At 49.8% G+C, this 21,477-nt stretch carries 18 protein-coding genes; 11 read left to right on the top strand and 7 right to left on the bottom strand.

What is annotated here, in order from left to right; genetic code table 11:
* Positions 1–20: 20 nt before the first annotated feature.
* The 4 genes from nagZ to EXY25_RS03090 all read left to right on the top strand — a co-directional run bounded on the left by nagZ (position 21) and on the right by EXY25_RS03090 (position 4,247).
* Positions 21–1,031: a beta-N-acetylhexosaminidase gene (gene nagZ, locus EXY25_RS03105; protein WP_130566036.1), complete on the top strand. Its 1,011-nt coding sequence runs from the start codon at positions 21–23 to the stop codon at positions 1,029–1,031.
* Positions 1,032–1,112: 81 nt separating this feature from the next.
* Positions 1,113–1,658: an alpha/beta hydrolase YcfP gene (ycfP, locus tag EXY25_RS03100; RefSeq protein WP_114336481.1), complete on the top strand. Its 546-nt coding sequence runs from the start codon at positions 1,113–1,115 to the stop codon at positions 1,656–1,658.
* A 70-nt stretch (positions 1,659–1,728) separates the two neighbouring features.
* The gene (locus tag EXY25_RS03095) at positions 1,729–3,021 is read left to right on the top strand and encodes an NAD(P)/FAD-dependent oxidoreductase (protein ID WP_114336482.1); all 1,293 of its coding nucleotides are present in this window, start codon (positions 1,729–1,731) and stop codon (positions 3,019–3,021) included.
* Positions 3,021–4,247 carry a hypothetical protein gene (locus EXY25_RS03090; protein WP_130565678.1) on the top strand — a complete coding sequence of 409 codons (1,227 nt, stop codon included), beginning with the start codon at positions 3,021–3,023 and terminating at the stop codon, positions 4,245–4,247. Before EXY25_RS03095 ends, EXY25_RS03090 begins: the two co-directional genes overlap by 1 nt.
* 16 nt (positions 4,248–4,263) lie before the next feature.
* Here the strand turns inward: EXY25_RS03090 and gloA2 are convergent, their stop codons facing one another.
* From gloA2 to EXY25_RS03060, 6 genes are all read right to left on the bottom strand, one after another.
* Positions 4,264–4,677 carry an SMU1112c/YaeR family gloxylase I-like metalloprotein gene (gene gloA2 / locus EXY25_RS03085; RefSeq protein ID WP_130565677.1) on the bottom strand — a complete coding sequence of 138 codons (414 nt, stop codon included), beginning with the start codon at positions 4,675–4,677 and terminating at the stop codon, positions 4,264–4,266.
* A gap of 85 nt (positions 4,678–4,762) precedes the next feature.
* Positions 4,763–6,241: a CsiV family protein gene (locus EXY25_RS03080; RefSeq protein WP_130565676.1), complete on the bottom strand. Its 1,479-nt coding sequence runs from the start codon at positions 6,239–6,241 to the stop codon at positions 4,763–4,765.
* Positions 6,238–9,747: a transcription-repair coupling factor gene (gene mfd / locus EXY25_RS03075; protein WP_130565675.1), complete on the bottom strand. Its 3,510-nt coding sequence runs from the start codon at positions 9,745–9,747 to the stop codon at positions 6,238–6,240. The genes EXY25_RS03080 and mfd overlap by 4 nt, the downstream gene beginning before the upstream one ends.
* Positions 9,744–10,631 carry a carbon-nitrogen hydrolase gene (locus EXY25_RS03070; protein ID WP_130565674.1) on the bottom strand — a complete coding sequence of 296 codons (888 nt, stop codon included), beginning with the start codon at positions 10,629–10,631 and terminating at the stop codon, positions 9,744–9,746. Before EXY25_RS03070 ends, mfd begins: the two co-directional genes overlap by 4 nt.
* A 25-nt stretch (positions 10,632–10,656) precedes the next feature.
* Positions 10,657–11,697, bottom strand: coding sequence for an agmatine deiminase family protein (locus tag EXY25_RS03065; protein WP_130565673.1), 1,041 nt, complete (start codon positions 11,695–11,697; stop codon positions 10,657–10,659).
* On the bottom strand, positions 11,694–12,263 hold the full coding sequence (locus EXY25_RS03060) for a PilZ domain-containing protein (RefSeq protein ID WP_114336488.1): 570 nt from the start codon (positions 12,261–12,263) through the stop codon (positions 11,694–11,696). Before EXY25_RS03060 ends, EXY25_RS03065 begins: the two co-directional genes overlap by 4 nt.
* A 101-nt stretch (positions 12,264–12,364) precedes the next feature.
* Between EXY25_RS03060 and EXY25_RS03055 the strand changes: the two genes are divergently transcribed.
* From EXY25_RS03055 to lolE, 3 genes are read left to right on the top strand one after another with little or no spacing between them, the layout of a single operon-like run.
* Complete coding sequence (locus tag EXY25_RS03055) at positions 12,365–13,606, top strand: lipoprotein-releasing ABC transporter permease subunit (protein ID WP_114336489.1); 1,242 nt, start codon at positions 12,365–12,367, stop codon at positions 13,604–13,606.
* The gene (lolD, locus tag EXY25_RS03050; RefSeq protein ID WP_114336490.1) at positions 13,599–14,285 is read left to right on the top strand and encodes a lipoprotein-releasing ABC transporter ATP-binding protein LolD; all 687 of its coding nucleotides are present in this window, start codon (positions 13,599–13,601) and stop codon (positions 14,283–14,285) included. Before EXY25_RS03055 ends, lolD begins: the two co-directional genes overlap by 8 nt.
* Complete coding sequence (gene lolE / locus EXY25_RS03045; protein WP_338068549.1) at positions 14,285–15,523, top strand: lipoprotein-releasing ABC transporter permease subunit LolE; 1,239 nt, start codon at positions 14,285–14,287, stop codon at positions 15,521–15,523. The genes lolD and lolE overlap by 1 nt, the downstream gene beginning before the upstream one ends.
* On the opposite strand, the gene EXY25_RS03040 is transcribed toward lolE, so the two are convergent.
* Positions 15,520–16,035, bottom strand: a complete 516-nt coding sequence (locus EXY25_RS03040; protein WP_130565671.1) for a DUF2062 domain-containing protein — start codon at positions 16,033–16,035, stop codon at positions 15,520–15,522. The two genes, lolE and EXY25_RS03040, sit on opposite strands and share 4 nt — an antisense overlap.
* Before the next feature lie 46 nt (positions 16,036–16,081).
* Between EXY25_RS03040 and EXY25_RS03035 the strand changes: the two genes are divergently transcribed.
* Genes EXY25_RS03035 through EXY25_RS03020 form a run of 4 tightly spaced genes read left to right on the top strand, consistent with a single transcriptional unit; the run spans position 16,082 to position 21,373 of the window.
* The gene (locus EXY25_RS03035) at positions 16,082–18,412 is read left to right on the top strand and encodes a DNA internalization-related competence protein ComEC/Rec2 (RefSeq protein ID WP_130565670.1); all 2,331 of its coding nucleotides are present in this window, start codon (positions 16,082–16,084) and stop codon (positions 18,410–18,412) included.
* Positions 18,413–18,445: 33 nt separating this feature from the next.
* Positions 18,446–20,188 (top strand): lipid A ABC transporter ATP-binding protein/permease MsbA, encoded by a 1,743-nt coding sequence (gene msbA, locus EXY25_RS03030; protein WP_130565669.1) that lies wholly within the window; start codon positions 18,446–18,448, stop codon positions 20,186–20,188.
* On the top strand, positions 20,188–21,198 hold the full coding sequence (gene lpxK / locus EXY25_RS03025; RefSeq protein WP_130565668.1) for a tetraacyldisaccharide 4'-kinase: 1,011 nt from the start codon (positions 20,188–20,190) through the stop codon (positions 21,196–21,198). Before msbA ends, lpxK begins: the two co-directional genes overlap by 1 nt.
* Complete coding sequence (locus tag EXY25_RS03020; RefSeq protein ID WP_130565667.1) at positions 21,185–21,373, top strand: Trm112 family protein; 189 nt, start codon at positions 21,185–21,187, stop codon at positions 21,371–21,373. Before lpxK ends, EXY25_RS03020 begins: the two co-directional genes overlap by 14 nt.
* Positions 21,374–21,477 lie beyond the last annotated feature (104 nt).

The raw sequence follows: 21,477 nt of genomic DNA, 5'->3' as shown, positions 1-21,477 counted from the left end.
TAATGTCGCAAGGTTTGCCTATGGGGCCTGTGATGATTGACTTGGAAGGAACAGTGTTGAGCGCGGAAGAGAAAGCGCTCTTACTTCATCCCGCCGTTGGTGGATTGATTTTCTTTAGTCGTAACTTCCAAAGCCGAGAACAGATCGCCAGGTTAGTGGCCGAGATCCGTAGCGTTCGGCCAGAGCTGCTGATCGCCGTTGATCATGAAGGAGGCCGAGTACAGCGCTTTCGTGACGGATTTACCCATATTCCAGCAATGGCAAAAATTTTTGCAGCGTGTGACGGTGATATGGCAACGGCGTCATCCTGGGCTACGCATTTTGGCTGGTTGATGGCCTCAGAGTTATTGGCGGTTGATATCGATATTAGTTTTGCACCTGTGCTTGATCTGAATGGCATCAGTGAAGTGATTGGTGATCGCGCTTTCCATAGTCAACCTGCACAAGTGGCTTCGCTGGCATCGGCGTTTATTGATGGCATGCATCAAGCGGGTATGAAAAGCACCGGTAAGCACTTTCCTGGTCATGGTTCGGTGGCTGCAGATAGCCATGTGGCAGTGCCGGTTGATGAGCGCCCAAGTGCGATGATCCGCGACTATGATATGACCGTGTTTAGTCGCTTATCTGCGGATCACAAGCTAGATGCGATTATGCCCGCCCATGTGATATATCCGGATCTTGATGCACTGCCAGCAGGCTTTTCACCTTACTGGTTGCAAACAGTGCTGCGCGGCGAACTCGATTTTGACGGTGTTATTTTCTCTGACGACCTGACGATGGAAGGCGCCAGTGTTATGGGCGACTATCATGAGCGTACCGCAGCGGCTTTAACTGCTGGTTGTGATATGTTGTTGGTTTGCAATGATCGAAAAGCTGCAGTTGAGGTGTTAGATTCGGTGCAGAAATTGGCACCATCTTACTCCCCACGTCTGCCGAAGATGCGTAAGTCTGCGGCGCCAAGCTGGGCAAATTTGACCGCGTCACCGCGATGGCAGCAGGTACAGGCGATCATTTCGGAAAATTTTGCTTAACTTATCTTTTGACTCAGCGCATTCGTAGATTCGATTTATTCGCCTATATTCAGAAAGCTGGCGCAAAATTGGGAGCAGAAAATGATTATTTACCTACATGGATTTGATTCGACAAGTCCTGGCAATCACGAGAAAGTGCTACAGCTTAAATTTATTGACCCTGATGTACGCGCCGTGACGTATAGCACCATGCATCCAAAGCACGATATGAGCCATCTACTGAAAGAGGTGATGCGGGATGTCCGAGAAGCGGGGGATCCTAATCCGCTGATTTGTGGTGTGGGATTAGGCGGTTACTGGTCTGAGCGGATCGGTTTTCTGGCGGGAATAAAATCGGTGATCATTAATCCCAACCTTCAACCCGAAGTAACGATGGAAGGGAAGATCGATCGGCCGGAAGAATACAAAGATATAGCCGGTAAATGTGTGTCTGAGTTTCGCAACAAGAATAAGGGACGTACCTTAGTCGTTTTGTCTCGAAATGATGAGGTGCATGACAACACGGTTAGCCATGATGCCTTGGCGCCATATTACGATGTGATTTGGGACGAAGAGCAGAGTCATAAGTTCAAAAAGCTCTCGCCCCATCTGCAACAGATTAAAGCATTTAAGGAATCGAGCGAATAGCTTAAACTATGTGACAGCTAGCATGTTTTGCGGGCCATTTGGCCCGCTTTTGTTTTTTTAGGAGCGCCGAATGAGCGAAATTAAGATTGTTGTCGTTGGTGGTGGTGCCGGTGGTTTGGAGTTGGCAACTAAGCTGGGACGTCGTCTTGGTAAAAAGGGCAGAGCGGAGATCACCCTGGTTGACAGAAAACGTACCCATATCTGGAAGCCGTTATTGCACGAAGTGGCTGCAGGTTCGTTAGATGATGGTGTTGATGCGCTTAGTTACCGTGCTCATGCCCGCAATCATCATTTTCAATTTCAGCTGGGTGCTTTGTCGAGAATAGAACGGGACAGTAAGCAAATTGTTCTTGCGCCGATGAATGACGAGAAGGGCGAAGAGCTTATGGCTGAACGCACGCTCGATTACGATTACTTGGTGATCTCGCTAGGTAGTGTGTCCAATGACTTTAATACCCAAGGCGTTAGAGACAATTGTATCTTCCTTGACTCGCCTGAACAGGCTAGGCGTTTTCACCGTGAGCTACTCAATGCGTTCTTGAAAGTGGGTGGCGGCAAGAATGAAACCCTCGATATCGCCATTGTAGGCGCAGGCGCTACAGGTGTAGAACTGTCTGCAGAGTTACATAAAGCGGCGGAAGAAGCCGCGCTGTACGGTGTTAAAGATGCCGGACGCGATAAGTTGAATGTCACTTTGGTTGAAGCTGGGCCTCGCATCTTGCCTGCACTACCTGAGCGAATTAGTGGTGCTGCACACAAAGAATTATTAGATCTGGGTGTTGCAGTAAAAACCGCCACCATGGTGACGGAAGCTACCAGTTCGGGTTTGAAAACCAAAGATGGTGATGAGATCCCTGCACAGTTGATGGTGTGGGCTGCAGGTATTAAAGCGCCAGACTTTCTCGCAGAAATTGGCGGCTTAGAAACCAACCGTATTAATCAGCTGGTGGTTAAGTCGACGCTGCAGACAACTAACGATGATTCAATTTATGCATTGGGTGATTGCGCGAGTTGTATTCAGGAAGACGGAAAGCCTGTCCCTCCACGTGCTCAGGCCGCGCATCAGATGGCCTCTCACGTGTATAAGAATTTGCTCGCCCAGTTAGAGGGTAAGCCGCTGACAGCGTATGAGTATAAAGATCATGGTTCGCTTGTTTCTTTAAGCAAGTACACCACGGTGGGAAGTCTGATGGGCAACCTGACGAGAGGATCAATGCGAGTTGAAGGGCGCGTAGCGCGATTCGTTTATATCTCTTTGTATCGTATGCACCAGTTTGCACTGCATGGCTGGTTTAAGACGTTATTGCTACTACTGGTTGGTCAAATCAACCGTGCGTTACGTCCAACGTTGAAATTACATTAATGAGTAAATACGCGTCTTCAGTATTGATCAACGTACTCTATCTCGGGCTCGGCCTGTTGTTCTCGTTCAGCGCTCAGGCATTTAAACCTGAGCCCCCTGAACGAGTACCAGGCCTTGGTGTTGCCGTGCCTGATTCGGATATCGACAATAAGCTGAAGCATTATTGTCGTCCTATCGCGGCGTGGAGTAGGCCTGCATACATGTTGTGCCTAGAAGCGGGGGTGTCAGTCAATCTCGCGATCCGTGAGTATCATGCAGCGGAGTGTTCGGCACAGGATAATCGTGGGATATGTGAACAGGCGCGTGGGCTTTATCAGCGCAATTTTCGGCTTTGGGATGGCTCAGTAGACAATGTTGGTCGTGCGCAGGCACAGCTGGGCGCGGCAGGGCGGAAAAAGGTCGCAGCTTCTGCTGGTGTTGCCCAGTGTAAAAATCGTTATCAGCAAGCGATCGATAGTCACCGAACAAAACTTGATCAAATACTGCTTTGGCTGGAACAAAGGAAGCAGGTTACGAGTGGACTTTCGGCGGAAAGCTTACTGCTGTTGGAGCGCAATGCCAGCGAGAAGTTAAGCCTTAGTGGTTTTAAGCCGCCGGTCTCTTCCCCTACCTGCCAGCAAGCGATGAAAGGCTCCCATGCCAAGCTCGTGCAAGAACAAAGTGAAATACGTAAACAGTTAAGTGCTAAACAAGTCTCATGGCGAACTGAAGCAGAGCGCTTATTGGCCGTTCGTGCTTGCGAACAGCCGACGAAAAGGCGAATTCTGGCTTTACAGCAGCAATACCTGCAATCGCATCAGTCTGAATCAACAGCGATAGGACTGGCACTGCTGCAGCCATCGGGGTTCGTGTTTGCTAAAGGCAACAGGTTCCGCTTTGACCGCCATATTGCTGATCTCGCCAAGTTGGCAGTTGCTGATCCGAACACCTTAGTTGGTGACGACGAGGTGCTGCTGGTTCAGCAAAACTGTTCCGTGAGCAGTGAGTTGCAGTTGCAGCGTATGGCGCAAACCCAGCGGCAGCAGTGGTTCCTGTTGCAGCGTGACCTCTGGGTTGTAGATTACCTAGCAGCAGGTAAGCGCTTGCCCGAATTGACACCTTCTAATACAAAGGTTTGGTTGTTTAGCGGGCTTGGGTTGCTGTTTATTACGATCGTAGGTGTCTGCATCTATCCGCTTACTATTGCGCGCATCAAGGCCATCATGCGGAAGCGTAAGTCCGAGTGATCGCACCTAAGCCAAGCTATGACGTTTTTGGCGTTATGGGATGCACTGTGACTTCATAAAGCTCTATGGGGAGCCCGTCAGGATCAGCGAAAAAGGTATAGCGCTTGCCGGTATATTCGTCGATTCGGATCGGCTCACTATTTATGTCGTGATCACTTAGGTATGCCACCATCTCATTCATTGAGCTGACTGCAAATGCAAGGTGGCGTAAACCTTGTGCTTCGGGATAGCTTGGTCTCTCTGGTGCATTAGGAAAAGAGAATAGCTCGATCTGCGTACCATCTGGCAGGCCCAAGTCCAATTTGTATGAACGGCGCTCTGCACGATAGTTTTCTGCGATGATCTTTAAACCAAGTATTTCACAATAGAAATGTTTCGAGCGCGGATAATCGGAGCAGATGATCGCCATATGATGAACGCCTTTAAGCATTTGCATTTCTCACTATTCTGATTGGCGAAAAAAAAGCGCCAGATTGTCTCCTGGCGCTTTTAAAACAGAACTAACTGAACCTCAGTTAACTCGCCGGTTGCGTGTCACTTGCTGGGGCTGCTACTTCTGTAGGTGTTGTTGCTTCTACCGCTGCACTTGTATCTAGGTCTGTAGGCGTTGGCGGCTCACGATAGTCGTGGGGGCGTATCTGTACCAAAATCCCCACCAAAGGATGGTCAAAATAGTGCAATTCGCCACTACGTAATCGACGACTTTGGCTTAGACGATACCTATAAAGGTAACCCTCTGTGGGCTTTGTTGTTACCAGCGTACCGCCAGCTTCAGGATCTTCCTGTTGGGTTAAAGGTAGAGTTTCTGCTGCCAAACTTTGCTCAAGGTTGTCGATGGCAAGTATCGGCTCAGGTGTCGCTAGCGGATCTGTCATTTCGAGGTTGTCAGCACTGCCATCGGTTGATGATGGATTCTCAATCAGCAACGGTAGTTCACGTTCACCGGCAATGCGGTAGTCGAAATCGGCATCGATATAGAGGTAGTGTTCCAGATAGACGCGGAACAGCCCGTCTAGTTGCCACAATGGCATGATTGGTGCGTCAGCAGATTCGACTTCCACTTGCGCAGCCATCGCTGCCGCTAGTTCCGTTTCTTGGGCAGCCAGCATCTCTGTAATGTTGGCTTGTACTTCTTCAGTGGTTAATGGCTGTGGCGCTGCAGGGGCATCGGCGTTAGCACCCGGTGCTGGGTTTTCCGATGCTGCGTTGTCACTGATAATGCACTCACCATCGATAGTCACTGTCCCCACGGGACAGGGTGCTTGATTGGTTGTTGCTAGTTCAGGCTTATGGCGCAATGTACCATCAGCTAGAAATTGGTCAGTAAAGTCCTTACCAGCAAACAGATGCCATTTTGCGCTCTGCTTGCGTGGCACCATGGCTTGACGCCAACCGGTATGTAACATCATTTTGAATTCTGGTCGCCGTTCAATAACTTTACGCTGGGCGACTAATTGCAGCGATTGGTCATCAATCAGGTAGGGGGTGACATCAAAGTCTGGTAGCGCTGGGGCAACGACAATCTCGGGAACGTCTGTTTTAGCGTATGTAGCCGGTGCGGCATCCTCTAGCTCACTCGGTGGACAGGGCTGCGGGATCTGTTCGCTGTCGCTTAAAGGCGCCTTTGTTTCGCCTGCTACTTCTGGCGTACCTGCTTCAAGGCTGTCTGGTGTTGCTGCAGCGCCGTCCATAACGGGATCTGTTGTCAGCTGATCCGCTGGGATGCAGTAGCTGTCGTCGACAGGTGCTACTTCCTCTGCGGGGAAAAGCAGTGCAGACAGCAGATCTGGTGCATTCTGAGTGTCGAGTTTATTGGCTTCTGAAGGCCAATGTTCATTAACGCTGTCGGCAGGCACGTTGCGGCTAAATAGGATCACTTCCACCTCGAACCAACGGGGTTCTTCCTCTTCGGCAACGACGCTGGCGGAGAAAAGTGGCCCTGCCATTAATACGGCTGGTGCTAATGCCAGCGTCAGGATCCGGTTTCGCTTCATCGAGCTCTGTCCTTTTTATGTTTTAAATCGCTGTGATTGCTGAATTCTGCCAGCATTTGCTCTACCAATACCAGTCGTTGTTCGCTGGTTTGTGAAGGTATGATAAATCTAAACTTGTCGGCACCTTCCAGCCTATATTGTGCAGGCTGTGTTTGGATGAGACGAATGATAAACGTTGGATCGACACATGTCTTGCTAGCAAACTCAACAACACCTCCTTTTGCATGGGCGTCGATACGTTTAATGCCGAGTTTTTCCGCCAGCAAGCGCAGTTCACTAATCTTGAATAGATTCTTGGCTGGCGTTGGCAGTAGGCCAAAACGATCGATCAGTTCGACCTGCAATTCATCTAGGGATTGTTGATCTCTGCAACCGGCGATGCGCTTGTAAAATGACAGGCGCAGATTTACTTCAAAAATGTAATCATCTGGCAGCAGGGCAGGGATCTTCAGTTCAATTTCAGTTTGCTTACCAAGATCATCTTCGAGGTTGATCGGTTCGCCGTTCTGCAGTGCATCAACGGCGTGCTCCAACATCTCCATATATAAACTGAAACCTATGGCCGTTATTTGCCCACTCTGATCTTCACCGAGCAGTTCGCCAGCGCCGCGGATCTCGAGGTCGTGGGTCGCTAACGCAAAACCAGCACCGAGATCTTCAAGCTCCGCAATTGCTTCTAAGCGTTTCTGCGCATCTTTTGTCAATCGTTTCGGCGGTGGTGTGAGTAAATAGGCATAGGCTTGGTGATGAGAACGCCCGACACGACCTCTAAGCTGGTGCAGTTGAGCTAAGCCCAGCTTATCAGCCCGATCCATGATGATGGTATTCGCACTTGCTACGTCAATCCCCGTTTCTATGATGGTGGTACAAAGCAAGATGTTATAGCGCTGATGGTAGAAATCAGTCATTACCTGTTCGAGCTCACGCTCCCGCATCTGGCCATGGGCAACGGCGATGCGGGCTTCTGGCAACAGTTCGGTTAGCTCTTCCATAGTGCGTTCGATGGTGTCGACGCTGTTGTGAAGGAAGTAGACTTGGCCGCCGCGGAGTAGTTCGCGCATGACGGCTTCTCGGATCAGGTGGTTGTCCCGTTGCCGAACAAAGGTTTTCACTGCTAATCGCCTGGCAGGCGGGGTGGCGATGATAGACAGATCTCGCATGCCACCTAGCGCCATATTTAGTGTCCGCGGGATCGGTGTGGCTGTTAATGTGAGGATATCAACGTCTGCACGCAGGGCCTTGATCTTCTCCTTTTGGCGAACGCCAAACCGGTGTTCTTCATCGACAATTAGCAAGCCTAAATCGTTAAATGGGATCTGTTGCTGGAGCAGCTTATGCGTCCCGATCACTATATCAACTTTACCTTCGCCCAGTTGGTCTAGCACTTGTTGAGTTTGCTTCGCTGTGCGGAAGCGGGAAAGTACTTCGATGCTAACAGCATGGCCAGCAAATCGATCGCGGAAGTTGTCGTAATGCTGTTGGGCAAGCAGCGTGGTCGGTACCAGAACGGCGACCTGTTTGCCATTGCTAACAGCGACATAAGCGGCGCGCATCGCTACCTCTGTCTTGCCGAAACCAACGTCGCCACAAACCAAGCGATCCATCGATTTTGCTGCTGACATATCGTTGATTACCGCGGCGATAGCGCTCTTCTGATCCACGGTTTCCTCAAATGGAAAGCTTTCGGAGAACGCTTTGTAATCATTATCGAGATTGAAAGCGACCCCTGAGCGCGCGGCGCGATTGGCGTAAATTTGCAGTAACTCGGCGGCGACGTCACGGATCTTTTCTGCGGCCTTACGCTTAATTCTGCCCCAGCTTTCGTTGCCCAATTTATGCAAGGGCGCGTTTTCTGGCTCCGCACCGCTGTATCGACCAATCATATTGAGTGAGGTGACTGGCACATAGAGCTTGGCGTTGCCGGCATACTCTAAGGTGACAAATTCACTGGTCATCCCGCCAGCTTCCAAGGTCTGTAGACCGGCGTAGCGACCAACGCCGTGATCCATGTGGACAACCGGCTGGCCAATTTGTAGCTCAGCCAGGTTTCTTATCAGCTGATCTGGTGACAATGCGCGGCTGGATTTCTGGCGCCGGCGCTGACGAACGCGATTCCCGAATAGTTCGGTTTCGGTGATGATGGTGAGTGGCACCGATGCCAGTGTGACGCTGTGCTCAAACGGCGCGACCAAGATGCCATAAGCATCTTTACTGGCAACAAACGCCATTATTGATTGGATTTTGTTTGGCCGTATGCCCGCTTTATGTAAAAGGTCTAACAGTGCTTCTTGGCGGCCTTCCGACTCAACGACAAACAGTACCTGTGCTGAATGCTCTTTCAGATAGTGCTTTAGGTGAGTGAGGGGCTCGGCATATTTGTGATTAACGGCGATGTCAGTTACCGCATTGGCCGCCAGATTAAAGCGGCCGACTTTACTCGGCTGAGAAGCGGTGGTCAGTTGTGCGCGAGGCCAACGTTTACACTCAGCAAACAGTTTTTCCACTGGCAGGAATAGTTGGTCCGGTTTAAGCAATGGCCTGAGTGGATCGATGCTGCGGTCGTCATAACGCAGCTGCACATCACGGGCAAAATGTTCGGCGGCAGCAACAAGATCCCCGACCTGCAACAGTTGCGCGCTTTCCGGCAGGTAGTCAAACAGGTTTCCTGTTTGTTCGAAAAACAGTGGCAAATAGTACTCAATGCCGGCTGGCATCAACTTCTTACTTACCTGCTGATACAGTGATTCTTTGGCGTTACTGACGGCAAACTGTTCACGAAACTGAGTGCGGAAACGTTCAATGGCAAACTCGTCCGTGGGGAACTCATGTCCCGGCAAAAGGTTTATCGCGTCGATCGGGGCTTCCGAACGCTGGCTTTCTGGGTCAAACGGCCGGATCGAATCGACTTCATCGTCAAAGAAATCGATACGGTAGGGCACAGTGCTGCCCATGGGATAGAGATCCAAAATGGATCCTCGGACGCTGAATTCACCATGCTCCAACACCTGTTGTACGTGGTGGTAGCCGGAATAGGCGAGCTGCTCTTTAAGCTTGTCGAGGGGCAGGCTCTGTCCCTTATTCACAAACAAGGTGTGACCGCTTAAATAGCTAGGCGGTGCGGTTACCAAGCTCAAAGTGGCAACGGGTACGATTAAGGCCATCTGTGCATCAATCTGCTTGGCCTGCTGCAGCTTATACAGGGTTGATAAGCGTTGTGAGATGATATCCTGATGTGGCGAAAAATTATCGTAAGGTAAGGTTTCCCAATCGGGAAACAGTAATACCTCAACCTCTTGCGCCAGCAATAGGTGAGTCAGCTCAGATTCCAAACGCAGGGCGGTAGGCGTATCCGCAGTGATGATCAAACTGATCCCTGGATGACGGGACACCGTTTCCGCCAATGCGAGCGATTCAGCGGTTGAAAGCGCTTCGCCCCAAAGTTGGATATCCCCAGCTTTGCCGAGTGTTGGTGGATTAAGTAGGTTGAATTGGCTCAATGTACTCATGCGTCCCTAAAACGTTTAGTAAGATCTTGATAATCATCGATACGGCGATCGCGAAGGTAGGGCCAGATGCGGCGCACGGATTCACAACGTTCCATGTCGATAGTCGCGGTTAACAGCGTCTCCGTTTCCTTGGCATGAGCCAGAAATTCGCCCTGAGGGCCAGTGATAAAACTGTTGCCCCAGAACTGAATGCCTGGGTTGCTGTCAGCAGGATCCGGCTCATGGCCGATGCGGTTACAACTCAACACCGGCAAGCCATTAGCGATGGCGTGACCGCGTTGCACTGTGATCCAAGCATCTAACTGGCGCGCTTTTTCTGCGTCGTCATCACGGGGATCCCAACCTATGGCGGTCGGATAGATAAGCAGTTCGGCGCCGGCCATTGCCATCAGCCTAGCGCCTTCCGGAAACCACTGATCCCAGCACACCAATACACCAAGGCGACCCACTGAGGTGTCGATGGGCTCAAAGCCAAGATCGCCAGGGGTGAAGTAAAATTTTTCATAGAACCCAGGGTCATCGGGGATATGCATTTTACGATACTTACCGGCGATCGAGCCATCATTCTCTAGTACCACGGCGGTATTGTGGTAAAGGCCCGCGGCACGCTTTTCAAACAGCGACGCGACAATGACGATGTCTAGCTCTTTAGCTAGAACACCTAGGGCGTCAGTACTTGGGCCGGGTATGGTTTCTGCCAAATCAAAGTAATCAACATCTTCCTGCTGGCAAAAATAGCGACTGCGATGCAGTTCTTGCAGCACCACCAATTCGGCGCCGCCGGATTTAGCCTGACGGATCAGGTCGCAGGTGTGCTGCAGGTTGTCATTTAGATTGTTGCTACAGGCATGCTGAAGCAGGGCGACATTGAGAGTGCGTGACATATTCTTTGCTCCTTTGCTAGCGCCGTTAGGCGAGCGTGCCTTTTGGGATTTGCATAGTGAGACAGTGCAGGCTACCAAATTGCGCTATCACTGCTTGGCAATCGATGCCTATGATTTCACGTCCAGGGTACGCTTGCGCAATGACCGCAAGTGCTTGTTCATCGGCTGGATCGTCGTAAATAGGCACCAGCACCGCGCCATCTATAATCAGATAGTTTGCATAGGTGGCGGGCAAACGCTCGCCCTCACTACTGTATTTGGCTTGTGGCCATGGCAAGGGGAGTAAACGATAGTTAGCGCCGTGGCGGTTTCGTAGCGCCTTTAGTTCTAATTCCATTGCATGTAGTTCTGGGTAGTGTTCATCGTCTACCTTGTCACAGGCGACATACACCAGGGTGTCGTTGGGTGCAAAGCGTACCAGTGTATCGATATGACTATCGGTGTCATCACCTTCGAGCGCGCCGTGACTGAGCCACAGGAAATGGTCGGCGTAGAGTAGTTCATTTAATCGCTGTTCTATCGCGGTTTGATCGAGCCCAGGGTTACGATTTGGATTGAGCAAGCACTGCTTTGTGAGCAACAGTGTACCATGGCCGTCCGTTTCGATACCGCCCCCTTCAAGCACCAAATCAATGTTGACTATGGCTGCCTTGAACAGCGCCTGTTCGGCCAGTTGTTGATTGATCTGGTTGTCTAGTTCGCTGGGATATTTTCCGCCCCAACCGTTGAAGGTAAAGGAGAGTGGTTGCATCTGCTGGCCATCAAAAACAGTGATTGGACCATGATCCCGCGCCCAACTGTCATTGCTTGTAGCGATCAGGATGCGTACACGGCTCATAACGACACCGGCATGGCTCAACAGTTTAGCGATATGCGCGCGCAGAGGCAGATCTCTGGCGACGATAATCAGGCGCTCAAAGCGGGTGATCGCTTTCGCCATATCAATATAGACGGGCTCGATATGCTCAAGCTGCGTAGCCCAATCTGTCTGGTCGTGGGGCCAGGTCAGCAATACCGCGTCTTGAGGCGCCCACTCCGCGGGCAGATAAGCAGCGCGTTGGATCACCCATTGTCTCCTTTACGTTGTTCGGCGCGTTGTTTTAACAGCTTTGACTGAACATGCAAAGTTGCTCTGATCAGCATCTCGTGATCTTCTTCTCTGAGGGTGACAAATTTTGCACCAATTAGATGACTGTCAGCGTCCTGGTCACAACTGATCACTTCGGCATAGGCGAAGACGGCAGCGGCTTCATCGTGAAGAAATATTTTTACTTGGATTAATCGGCCAGCCACCAATGGCTGTGCTGATGTATAGCAAAACTCACTGGCACCAAAACTTACGGTGTGGTGGCGCAAATCAGGATCGTCTTGCATCGACAGCAGGTAGCCCATGATTACGTTGATTTTGCGTGCTTGTAGTTCAAGAAAATTAGATATCTCATCGGCGACGTCGCCCATGTTTCGTAACGCGCGCACGGTACCCTGATCCAAAGTGGAGACTTCAGAAGCCAAGCGGAATGGCTCTGGGATCTCATCAATGAGCTGCTGCTGATCGGGGATCGGTGTCGCCTCCGGCATCACAATCACGTTGATAGGTAGTCGATAAGGTACAGAAAAATATTGATCAGTCATGGGCTATCGGTGCCACTTGCTTGTTATCTCTAGTGAATAGATCTTATTATCCCCCCTGTTTATGCATACATACAACTAAAGCGTCTACCGCAAAGGAACAGATGTTTCATCCTGCCAGCTTATTTATAGGTCTAAGATACAGCCGAGCCCGCAAAGGGCATGGGTTTATCTCCTTTATTAACTTTTTTTCTATCACCGGTGTGATGCTTGGTGTAGCCGCCTTAATTATCGTCACCTCAGTGATGAATGGGTTTGAGTCGGAACTGAAACGCCGTATTTTGGGCATAGTGCCTCAGGTGACTATCCAAGCTGAAGATGGCTCGCCAATCAAAGCGTGGCCAGATCTCATTGAACAGTCTTCGACGATTGCACATGTGAAAGGGGCGACGCCGTTTATTGCTAGCGAGGGGATGGCACAAAGCCGTAAAACCCTTCGCGGGGCGATGATTTATGGCGTATGGCCAGAGCAAGAAACGGCACTTTCCACCATCGGCAACCACATGATTTCAGGAGAACTTGGCTGGTTGAAAAGTGGTGAGTTTGGTGTGGTGATTGGACGTGGTATGGGCGCCAAACTGGGCGTCAATGTTGGTGATTCTATTCGTTTAATGGTTGCTGAGGGCAGTGTATTTACCCCGATGGGAAGAATGCCAAGTCAAAGGCGTTTCCGTGTGGTGGGTATGTATGAGGTTGGCGCCGATATCGATACTTTTGTCGTGTTGATCCATGGTGATGACGCTGCCCGTTTGACCCGCAAACCAATCGGTAGCGCCGAGGGGATCAGGTTATATCTGGATGATGCTTTTCTGGCTGACCAAACGGCGACCAAGTTAACTAGCCTATTACCAGCGAAATGGCAGGTGGATACCTGGAGCCGAAGTCAGGGGAAGTTATTTTCGGCGGTGAAAATGGAAAAGAATATGATGTGGTTGCTGCTGTCACTGATCATTGCCGTCGCGGCGTTTAATATCGTTTCTGCGTTGGTGATGCTGGTTGGTGAAAAACGCGCCGAGATCGCGATCCTTAAAACCTTGGGCTTAACCCCTGCTGGCGTGCAGACTGTTTTTCTTTTTCAGGGCATCTACAACGGTGTCGTTGGTACTTTGTTGGGGTTGATTATCGGCTCGGCGATTGTGTTGAACCTTGATGTGTTGACGCCGATATTAAATCTACCCCTGGTACCTGCGCCGGGCCTTGGCAATCGCTCAATGCCTGTTGAGTATCAAATTGAGCAAGTGGCCATGTTGGCTAGCGTCGCGGTGGCGCTTTGTATCGCGGCCGCTTTCTATCCCGCATGGCGGGCATCTAAGATCCAACCTGCGGAAGCATTAAGATATGAGTAAGCCGTTACTGGTCTGTGATTCGGTATCTAAGACCTATCAAGAAGGTAAGTTAACAACAGAGGTATTAAAAGGCGTTAGCTTGTCGGTCAATGAGGGTGAGATGTTGGCGATTGTCGGCTCTTCGGGCTCAGGCAAAAGCACCTTGTTACATCTGTTAGGGGCTTTGGATACACCGTCGGAGGGGAAGGTGATCCTTGATGGCGATGATATCTATCAGATGAGCGCCACACAGCAGTGCCAACTTCGTAATAAAAAGCTCGGGTTTGTTTATCAATTTCATCACCTATTACCGGAGTTCAATGCGTTGGAAAATGTGGCGATGCCACTGTTGATCGGCGGTGTTTCAGGCAGCGATGCACGTAAAAGGGCGGCAAAAATGTTGGAGCGCGTCGGCTTGTCGCACCGTGAGAAACATCGGCCGTCGGAACTATCCGGTGGTGAACGTCAGCGCGTCGCTATTGCCCGAGCATTGGTGACTGAGCCACGCATTGTGTTAGCTGATGAGCCGACGGGTAATCTCGATTCCAATACTGGTGAAGCAGTGTATCAGTTGATGTTGAGCCTAAATGAAACACTCGGTACCAGTTTTATCGTCGTGACCCATGATTTGGCGCTGGCAGGGCGGTTGCACCGTAAGATATCGCTGGTCAACGGTTTGCTTGAGGAGCCAGCACACTGATGCAGCATTTGGCACTTTGGATCGCATTCCGTTTTAGTCGCGCTCGGCAACGTAATCGGTTTATCTCTTTTATCTCAGCTTCCTCGACCTTTGGTATTGCGCTTGGGGTGATGGTGTTGATCACCTTACTTAGCGCTATGAATGGTTTTGAACAGGCACTTAAAGATCGTTTACTTTCGGTGGTTCCCCACGGTGAAGTAACTGCTGTGAGGGAGCCGATTGTCGATTGGAAATCACTATCGGCATCCGCGATAGCCGATCCCGCCGTGGTTGCCGCTGCGCCCTTCGTGAAGTTCAATGCGATGCTTGAACGAGGTGGCAAAATGAAGGCGATTGAATCTCGTGGCGTTGATCTCGATTATGAATTAGATGTGTCGGATATCGGCGCGTATTTGCTGCCTGAGCCTGCAGACACCTTGGTTGATAATGAATTGTGGCTGGGTAAAACCATTGCGGATGAGCTGTCGCTTGCTGTCGGCGACAAGGTGATGATGCTGATCCCGACGCTTGATCCGCAGATGAGAATGAAGCCGCCAAAGCGTAAGATGTTTGTAGTGAAGCGCTTGATCCAGATGGGTGGTGAACTGGACGCGAGTGCCGCGTTAATCTCTATTGATACCGCTGCAGAATTGAGCGGGTGGCAAGGTGGTGTGCAGGGGATCCGCTTTAAATTTGGTGATGTGATGGCTGCGCCCCGCTTGGTAAGGAACGCAGCCTATGAGATGGCGCATTACCTCTATATCAGTGACTGGACACGTACCCAAGGGCATCTATACAGCGATATCCAATTGGTCCGCGGGATCGTCTATATGGTGTTAACCTTGGTTATCGCTGTCGCCAGTTTTAATATCGTGTCGACGTTAGTGCTGGCGGTACAGGATAAGCAGTCAGAGATAGCGATATTGAAAACCATGGGCACGACAGATGCTATGGTGATGAAGATCTTTATCTTACAGGGGCTATTTAACGGCGTACTGGGAAGTCTGATTGGAGCGGGACTCGGTGTCTTGATAGCCAGTTCGTTAGGGCAAATTGCGCAGGGTGTAGAGCGGCTGTTAGGGCATAAGCTACTGGACGCCGAGATCTACTTTATCGACTTTCTGCCGTCTTTGCTTAGTATCAGCGACGTCGTGTTTACCGTGATTGTTGCGATTGTTTTGTCTCTGCTGGCAACACTCTATCCGGCATGGAAAGCGAGTAAAATATTGCCAGCCAATGTGCTTGGACAATCGGTCTAATTGCGTCGCTGCCTGCGTTGGCGCAGGTGGCGAACTACCGAATAACGCCACAGTAATCTAATAGCAAAATAGCCTATTGCCCCTGACACCACACCACAGATCAAGCAGCCTAGAATAAATGGGTAACCTAGGTGAGCAAAACTGTCAGCTAAACCTTGCCAAGAGAGTTCAAAGCTAAACGCCTTTTCACTGCCTCCAGTGATCCATACACCCACCAGATAGGCGCTATAAAATAGCGGGGGCATAGTGATTGGATTGCTGATCCAAACCAATGCCACTGATAACGGCAGATTAACCCGGATAAAGATTGCGATAGCGGCGGCGGTCACCATCTGAAATGGGATCGGTAGAAATGCCACAAACAGACCTATGGCAAAAGCGCCAGCCGCAGAGCGCCGATTGAGATGAAACAGGTTCGGATCGTGCAGTAGGGTGCCGAACATCTGTAAGTACTTATGGCTTTTGATAGTTTCATGGCTGGGCATGAACCGCTTTAACGTCTTTTTTGGCATATAGTGTGTAAACCCAGTCTCAAATTTCTTATTAACAAAAGCTACTGTGCAATCAATTTTTATCGGATTTCTTATTGGCGCCATCACGGCTGCGCAATCACCTTGGGTGGTTGACCCCGTTTGGTTCAGTTGCAGTATTTTATTGCTGCCCTGGTGTCGTCAAAAGTGGTGTCGAACCTGCCTAGCTTTGCTCGTCGGAGTCTCTTGGCTCTGTCTATTTAACGCCAATTACGCAGCTAATATTCTACCCGATGAATTAGCGGGGCAAGACATTACCACAACTAGTGAGATCATTTCATTACCACGGCGCATTGACGATGGTTGGCGTTTTATGGTTCGGCTAAAAGCGTACGAGTCGTCTGACAGTATAGGATATCCATTTGCACCGCCAATTTGGCAAGGAAAGGTCAAGCTAAATTGGTATCACACCGAGCTCACGCCAAAGCTTGGCGATGTTTGGCAGTGGCGGGTGCGCCTAAAGCCGCCTGTGGGCTTCGCCAATGACGGGGGGATGGACTATGAAAAATACCTGGTGAGTCAAGAGGTACACGCCGCAGGATATATTCGCGGCGAAATTCGACAGTTAACAACGGCTACGAACTATCGAGAGCAGCTACGTGCAAAAATTAGTGCTCTCGTTCAATCGTTAAGCCATAAAGATCTGATATTAGCTTTGACGTTAGGTGATCGTAGTTTGATCTCTAGTGACCGCTGGCAGCTGCTTAGTGTAACTGGCACAAGCCATCTGATCGCGATATCAGGTTTACATATCGGACTGATTTTTCTCCTCGCTCATAAGTTGCTGACCGCTGTCATGGGCTGGGTGCCCTACCTATCTAATCGGATCACTGTAAAAGTACCACTGGTTATCTGCTTAGCTTTGTCGGTGAGCGGTGTATACGCGCTGTTGTCAGGTTTTGCATTGCCAGCACAACGAGCATGGTTTGGGATAGCTATTTGGTGTGCTCTTTCTTGCTTACATGTGCGGATCAGTCGCATGACTGGGCTACTGGCATTGATGGCGCTATTCGTTATTGTTTCACCCGCGGTGTTATATGGCGCGAGTTTTTGGTTGTCGTTCGGGGCTGTTGCCAACATCGCTTTGCTGCACTGGTGGTGGTGTCGCAGGGAAGGGCAGGCTATTTCACGCAAAATAGCTGAGCTACTGGTGATGCAATTGGGGCTCTCTGTGATGATGATGCCACTGACTTTGTTGCAGCTTGGCTTTGTTGCGCCGCTAACGCCAATAAGTAACCTGTTGGTTGTGCCATTAATTACGTTTGTAGTTGTGCCTTTGTTGCTTGTTAGTGTGGTTATATTGCTGTTTTCCACAGTGCTTGCGGGATCCATGTTTGTGTTTGTCGACCAGATTTTGGTTCTGTTTACATGGTGGTTGAATTGGCTCAGCTCTGGTGGCATAGGTACCTATATACTGCCCATCATCGTTGCTTGCTTACTGTTTTCAGCCGTAATACTTGTTGCTGTTAATCGCCGTTTTTGGCCATTAGCGCTTTGCTTGGCTAGCTCACCGCTATTGCTGGCATTAAGAACAGTAGATCCAAGCCGTTGGCAGATTGAGGTGTTTGATGTGGGGCAGGGACTGGCGGTGGTCATCCAGCAAGGGGACGACGTACTGCTTTATGATACGGGAAACCGATATAAGAGTGGCTTTGTTGTTGCGGAACATACAGTGGTGCCTTGGCTAATTCAGCACAACATTAGCCGATTAACCTACCTAGTATTAAGCCATGATGATATCGACCATGTTGGTGGGGCCGAAGCTGTTTTAAGTAAGATGGATGTTGGCACTTTGATATCGCCAACGGTCGGGTCTCATCGTGATCTGTCTAGCGAGCAACTAGAGCATGTCCGTTGCCAGGCCGGGCAAACACTGTTTTTGAACGAGCTTGAGATAAACATGCTCAGCCCGTATCTTCCTTTAACTCGTAACAAGAACGATCGAAGCTGCGTGTTACATATCTCTGATGGCCGCCATAGTTTAATGTTGACCGGTGACATTGAACGTTCAGCTGAACTGGAAATGTTGCGTAATGGCGCGACTCTTCCCAGTAATGTCTTGCTGGCACCCCATCATGGTAGCGGTAGTTCCTCCTCTTTGGCTTGGTTGACTGCTGTTGCTCCCGATTATGCGGTGTTTAGTCGTGGCGCCTATAATCGCTATCGGTTTCCCGCGGAAGAAGTGAAAGAGCGTTATCATGCGTTAACAGTGGAAACACTCGATACAGCTTGTAGCGGTCAAATCAGTATTGAAGTGACAACTGAAGGCCTTAGTGTGGCGCATTATCGCCAAAGAACAGGCGTATTTAACCATGCTAAGTGGTATCAACGTTTGTCCGGGTGCCGTAAGGCACGGTAGAATAACCTGTTTTTTCTAAGTGATGAGAACGCCATAGTGAGCGAAACTACGCAACAATCGAATTTTAAGCGCCTTATTTCCTATATGAAGCCCTATAAGCTGGGTTTCATCGCTGCCATTGTTGCGATGGTCGGTTACGCCGGTATCGATTCATTATTTATCTATTCCATTAAGCCTTTAATTGATGAGGGCCTGACAAATAAAAACCCCGGAGTGCTGACCTACGCGCCGATATTTGTGGTGGGTGCGTTTTGTCTTCGTGGATTATTTAATTTTGTCTCTACCTATTGCTTGTCGTGGGTAGGTAGCAACGTAGTGATGACGATGCGGCAATCACTGTTCGATCATATGATGCGAATGCCTGTGCCCTATTTTGATTCGCAAACTACCGGTCAATTGATATCCAAGATCACCTATGACACCGAGCAGGTCGCAAATGCTGCGAGCAAGACCTTGGTAATCATCGTTAAAGAAGGTGCGTTTGTCGTCGGTATGCTGGCTTTGATGTTTTATCAGAGCTGGCAGTTGTCACTCATATTTTTACTTATCGGTCCGATCATCGCTGTGGTCGTGCGTTTCGTCAGTAAGCGGTTTCGGAAAATTAGTCGTCAGATCCAAAATGCGATGGGTAATATCACCACCTCCGCCGAGCAGATGCTAAATGGCCATAAAGTGGTGTTAACGTTTGGCGGACAAGCGATCGAGTCTGAGCGGTTTAGAAAGATCAGTAATAAAACCCGCCGCCAAAATATGAAAATGGTTGCTGCCAGTGCCATTAGCGTACCGGTGATTCAAATTATTGCCTCTTTCGCCTTAGCCACAGTGCTGTTTGTTGCAAGTTTTGACAGCATGATGGAAACCCTCACTCCTGGCACCTTTACCGTCATTATCACCTCTATGATCATGTTACTACGGCCCTTGAAGCAGCTCACTTCGGTTAATAGTCAATTTCAAAAAGGGATGGCTGCTAGTGCCAGTATTTTTGCCGTTTTAGACGAAGAAGAGGAAACTGATAACGGCACGAAAGAGTTAGCAAGAGCGAAAGGTGACTTGCGGATTAACGACGTCACATTCACCTATCAAGGCAAAGAAACACCCGCGTTAGAGAACATCAACCTCAGCATTGAACCCGGGCAGACGGTGGCATTGGTCGGGCGTTCCGGGAGCGGTAAGTCAACCATTACTAGTTTGTTGACTCGTTTCTATCCCTATCAGGATGGCACCATTACCCTTGATGGCATTGAGGTAAATGATTTTAAATTGGCCAATCTAAGAAGCCAGTTTGCTACCGTATCCCAGCACGTTACGCTGTTTGACGATACTATCGCTAACAATATTGCTTATGCCTGTGATGACAGTGTTACCCGGGAGCAAATAGAGGCAGCGGCTAAAAGTGCACACGTTTTAGAGTTCGCGCAATCTATGCCTGACGGCTTGGATACCCAAGTCGGTGAAAACGGCGTGATGTTATCTGGCGGTCAGCGCCAACGCATAGCGATAGCTCGCGCATTGCTGCGGGATGCGCCTATTTTGATCCTCGATGAAGCGACTTCCGCCCTCGATACTGAGAGTGAGCGTCATATTCAGGGGGCTTTGGAGGCGCTACAGGCTAACCGCACCAGTCTGGTCATTGCCCATCGGCTTTCAACCATTCAGAACGCCGATAAGATCGTCGTACTTGATGGTGGTCGGATCATCGAACAGGGCACTCATGAGGTGTTGCTTGCGAAAGATGGTGCGTACGCTCAACTCCATAAAATGCAATTTGGTGATTAATGCTGTCACCACTTCCTAAAGCCTGGTACGACGGCAGCCTATGGCCCAAACTATTGGTTCCTTTTTCTGCGCTGTTCTACATGATAAGCCGATTACGGCGTTGGTTTATTTGCCGTTATCGCCAAGTCGAGCCAAAGGTTACGGTGATAGTCGTTGGCAATATCAGTGTCGGAGGCACAGGCAAGACCCCACTGGTTATTTGGCTTTGTGAACACCTTACGGAAAAGGGCTATCGTGTCGGTGTTGTGTCGAGAGGATATGGTGGCAATGCGCCGACTTACCCATACCATTTGCAAGCCGATAGCCGAGCAGAAGAGGTTGGTGATGAACCACTGTTGATTGCTCGCCGGACGGGCGTGCCAGTGGTCGTTGGTGCAGATCGGTTGGCAGCGATAGAATTGCTGCTGCACAGTACGGACGTCGACCTGGTTATCAGTGATGATGGGCTTCAGCATTACCGTATGGGGCGGCACATTGAGATCGCTGTGATAGATGGTGACAGGCAATTAGGTAATGGTTTGTTGTTGCCTGCTGGCCCTTTACGGGAAACGAGTCGGCGTCTCTCGGAAGTGGATTTTATTATTCAAAATGGTGGTGAGCTGGGTACCGAAGCAAAGGGGCGCTACCAGATGTTACTTGAACCTGATCCCCCCGCACCTGTTGATGGTAAAGCTGAGCAAGTACCAATCGAGCAGCTGGGCTCTCTCGCTTTAGCGGCAGGCATAGGAAATCCACAAAGGTTTTTCTCATTGGTGACTCAGCTCGGCGGCAATGTAGTCAAAGAGACACCACTAGCAGATCACTGTGGATTCAATCCGGAATTGCTGCTTCAACTTCAGGGGGAGGCGGCCTGTTTGCTGGTCACTGAAAAGGACGCAGTTAAGTGTCAAAGCAACGGTCACGTAAATTTGTGGTATTTACCCATCTCTGCGCAGCTACCAGATCATTTTTTGTCGCAGTTATGCGATAGGATTAACCAGGAAGACAGAGTTAACCATGTTAAAAGATAAGAAATTATTAGAAATAATCGCTTGCCCTTGTTGTAAGGGAAAGCTGCTATTTACTCCAAGCAAAGACGCGCTACTTTGCCGGTTTGATAAGCTGGTGTTTGCTATTGATGATGGCATACCCGTGTTGCTAGAAAGTGAGGCGCGCACCGCGACTGAAGCTGAGATGGCGGGATAACATCAAACGTTGCCACAAGCTGCGTAATATATTCAGTTAGTCTTTAGCTATCTATTCAGTTGTTTTATAACTTCAGAGCTTGCTTACCCTAACTATTCAGTCAA

This window comes from Corallincola spongiicola (assembly GCF_004284785.1).
Classification (GTDB): Bacteria; Pseudomonadota; Gammaproteobacteria; order Enterobacterales; family Neiellaceae; genus Corallincola; species Corallincola holothuriorum.
Note: the sequence above shows the minus strand (reverse complement) of the source record. Positions and strands in the feature narration are given on the sequence as shown.

Bases quoted from the DNA above. Each gene is read 5' to 3' on its own strand.
- EXY25_RS03070 (WP_130565674.1), bottom strand. From the start codon at position 10,631: ATGTCACGCACTCTCAATGTCGCCCTGCTTCAGCATGCCTGTAGCAAC.
- lolD (WP_114336490.1), top strand. From the start codon at position 13,599: ATGAGTAAGCCGTTACTGGTCTGTGATTCGGTATCTAAGACCTATCAA.
- nagZ (WP_130566036.1), top strand. From the start codon at position 21: ATGGGGCCTGTGATGATTGACTTGGAAGGAACAGTGTTGAGCGCGGAA.
- EXY25_RS03040 (WP_130565671.1), bottom strand. From the start codon at position 16,035: ATGCCAAAAAAGACGTTAAAGCGGTTCATGCCCAGCCATGAAACTATC.
- ycfP (WP_114336481.1), top strand. From the start codon at position 1,113: ATGATTATTTACCTACATGGATTTGATTCGACAAGTCCTGGCAATCAC.
- mfd (WP_130565675.1), bottom strand. From the start codon at position 9,747: ATGAGTACATTGAGCCAATTCAACCTACTTAATCCACCAACACTCGGC.
- lolE (WP_338068549.1), top strand. From the start codon at position 14,285: ATGCAGCATTTGGCACTTTGGATCGCATTCCGTTTTAGTCGCGCTCGG.
- EXY25_RS03060 (WP_114336488.1), bottom strand. From the start codon at position 12,263: ATGACTGATCAATATTTTTCTGTACCTTATCGACTACCTATCAACGTG.
- gloA2 (WP_130565677.1), bottom strand. From the start codon at position 4,677: ATGCTTAAAGGCGTTCATCATATGGCGATCATCTGCTCCGATTATCCG.
- EXY25_RS03080 (WP_130565676.1), bottom strand. From the start codon at position 6,241: ATGAAGCGAAACCGGATCCTGACGCTGGCATTAGCACCAGCCGTATTA.
- EXY25_RS03095 (WP_114336482.1), top strand. From the start codon at position 1,729: ATGAGCGAAATTAAGATTGTTGTCGTTGGTGGTGGTGCCGGTGGTTTG.
- EXY25_RS03055 (WP_114336489.1), top strand. From the start codon at position 12,365: ATGTTTCATCCTGCCAGCTTATTTATAGGTCTAAGATACAGCCGAGCC.
- lpxK (WP_130565668.1), top strand. From the start codon at position 20,188: ATGCTGTCACCACTTCCTAAAGCCTGGTACGACGGCAGCCTATGGCCC.
- EXY25_RS03090 (WP_130565678.1), top strand. From the start codon at position 3,021: ATGAGTAAATACGCGTCTTCAGTATTGATCAACGTACTCTATCTCGGG.
- EXY25_RS03020 (WP_130565667.1), top strand. From the start codon at position 21,185: ATGTTAAAAGATAAGAAATTATTAGAAATAATCGCTTGCCCTTGTTGT.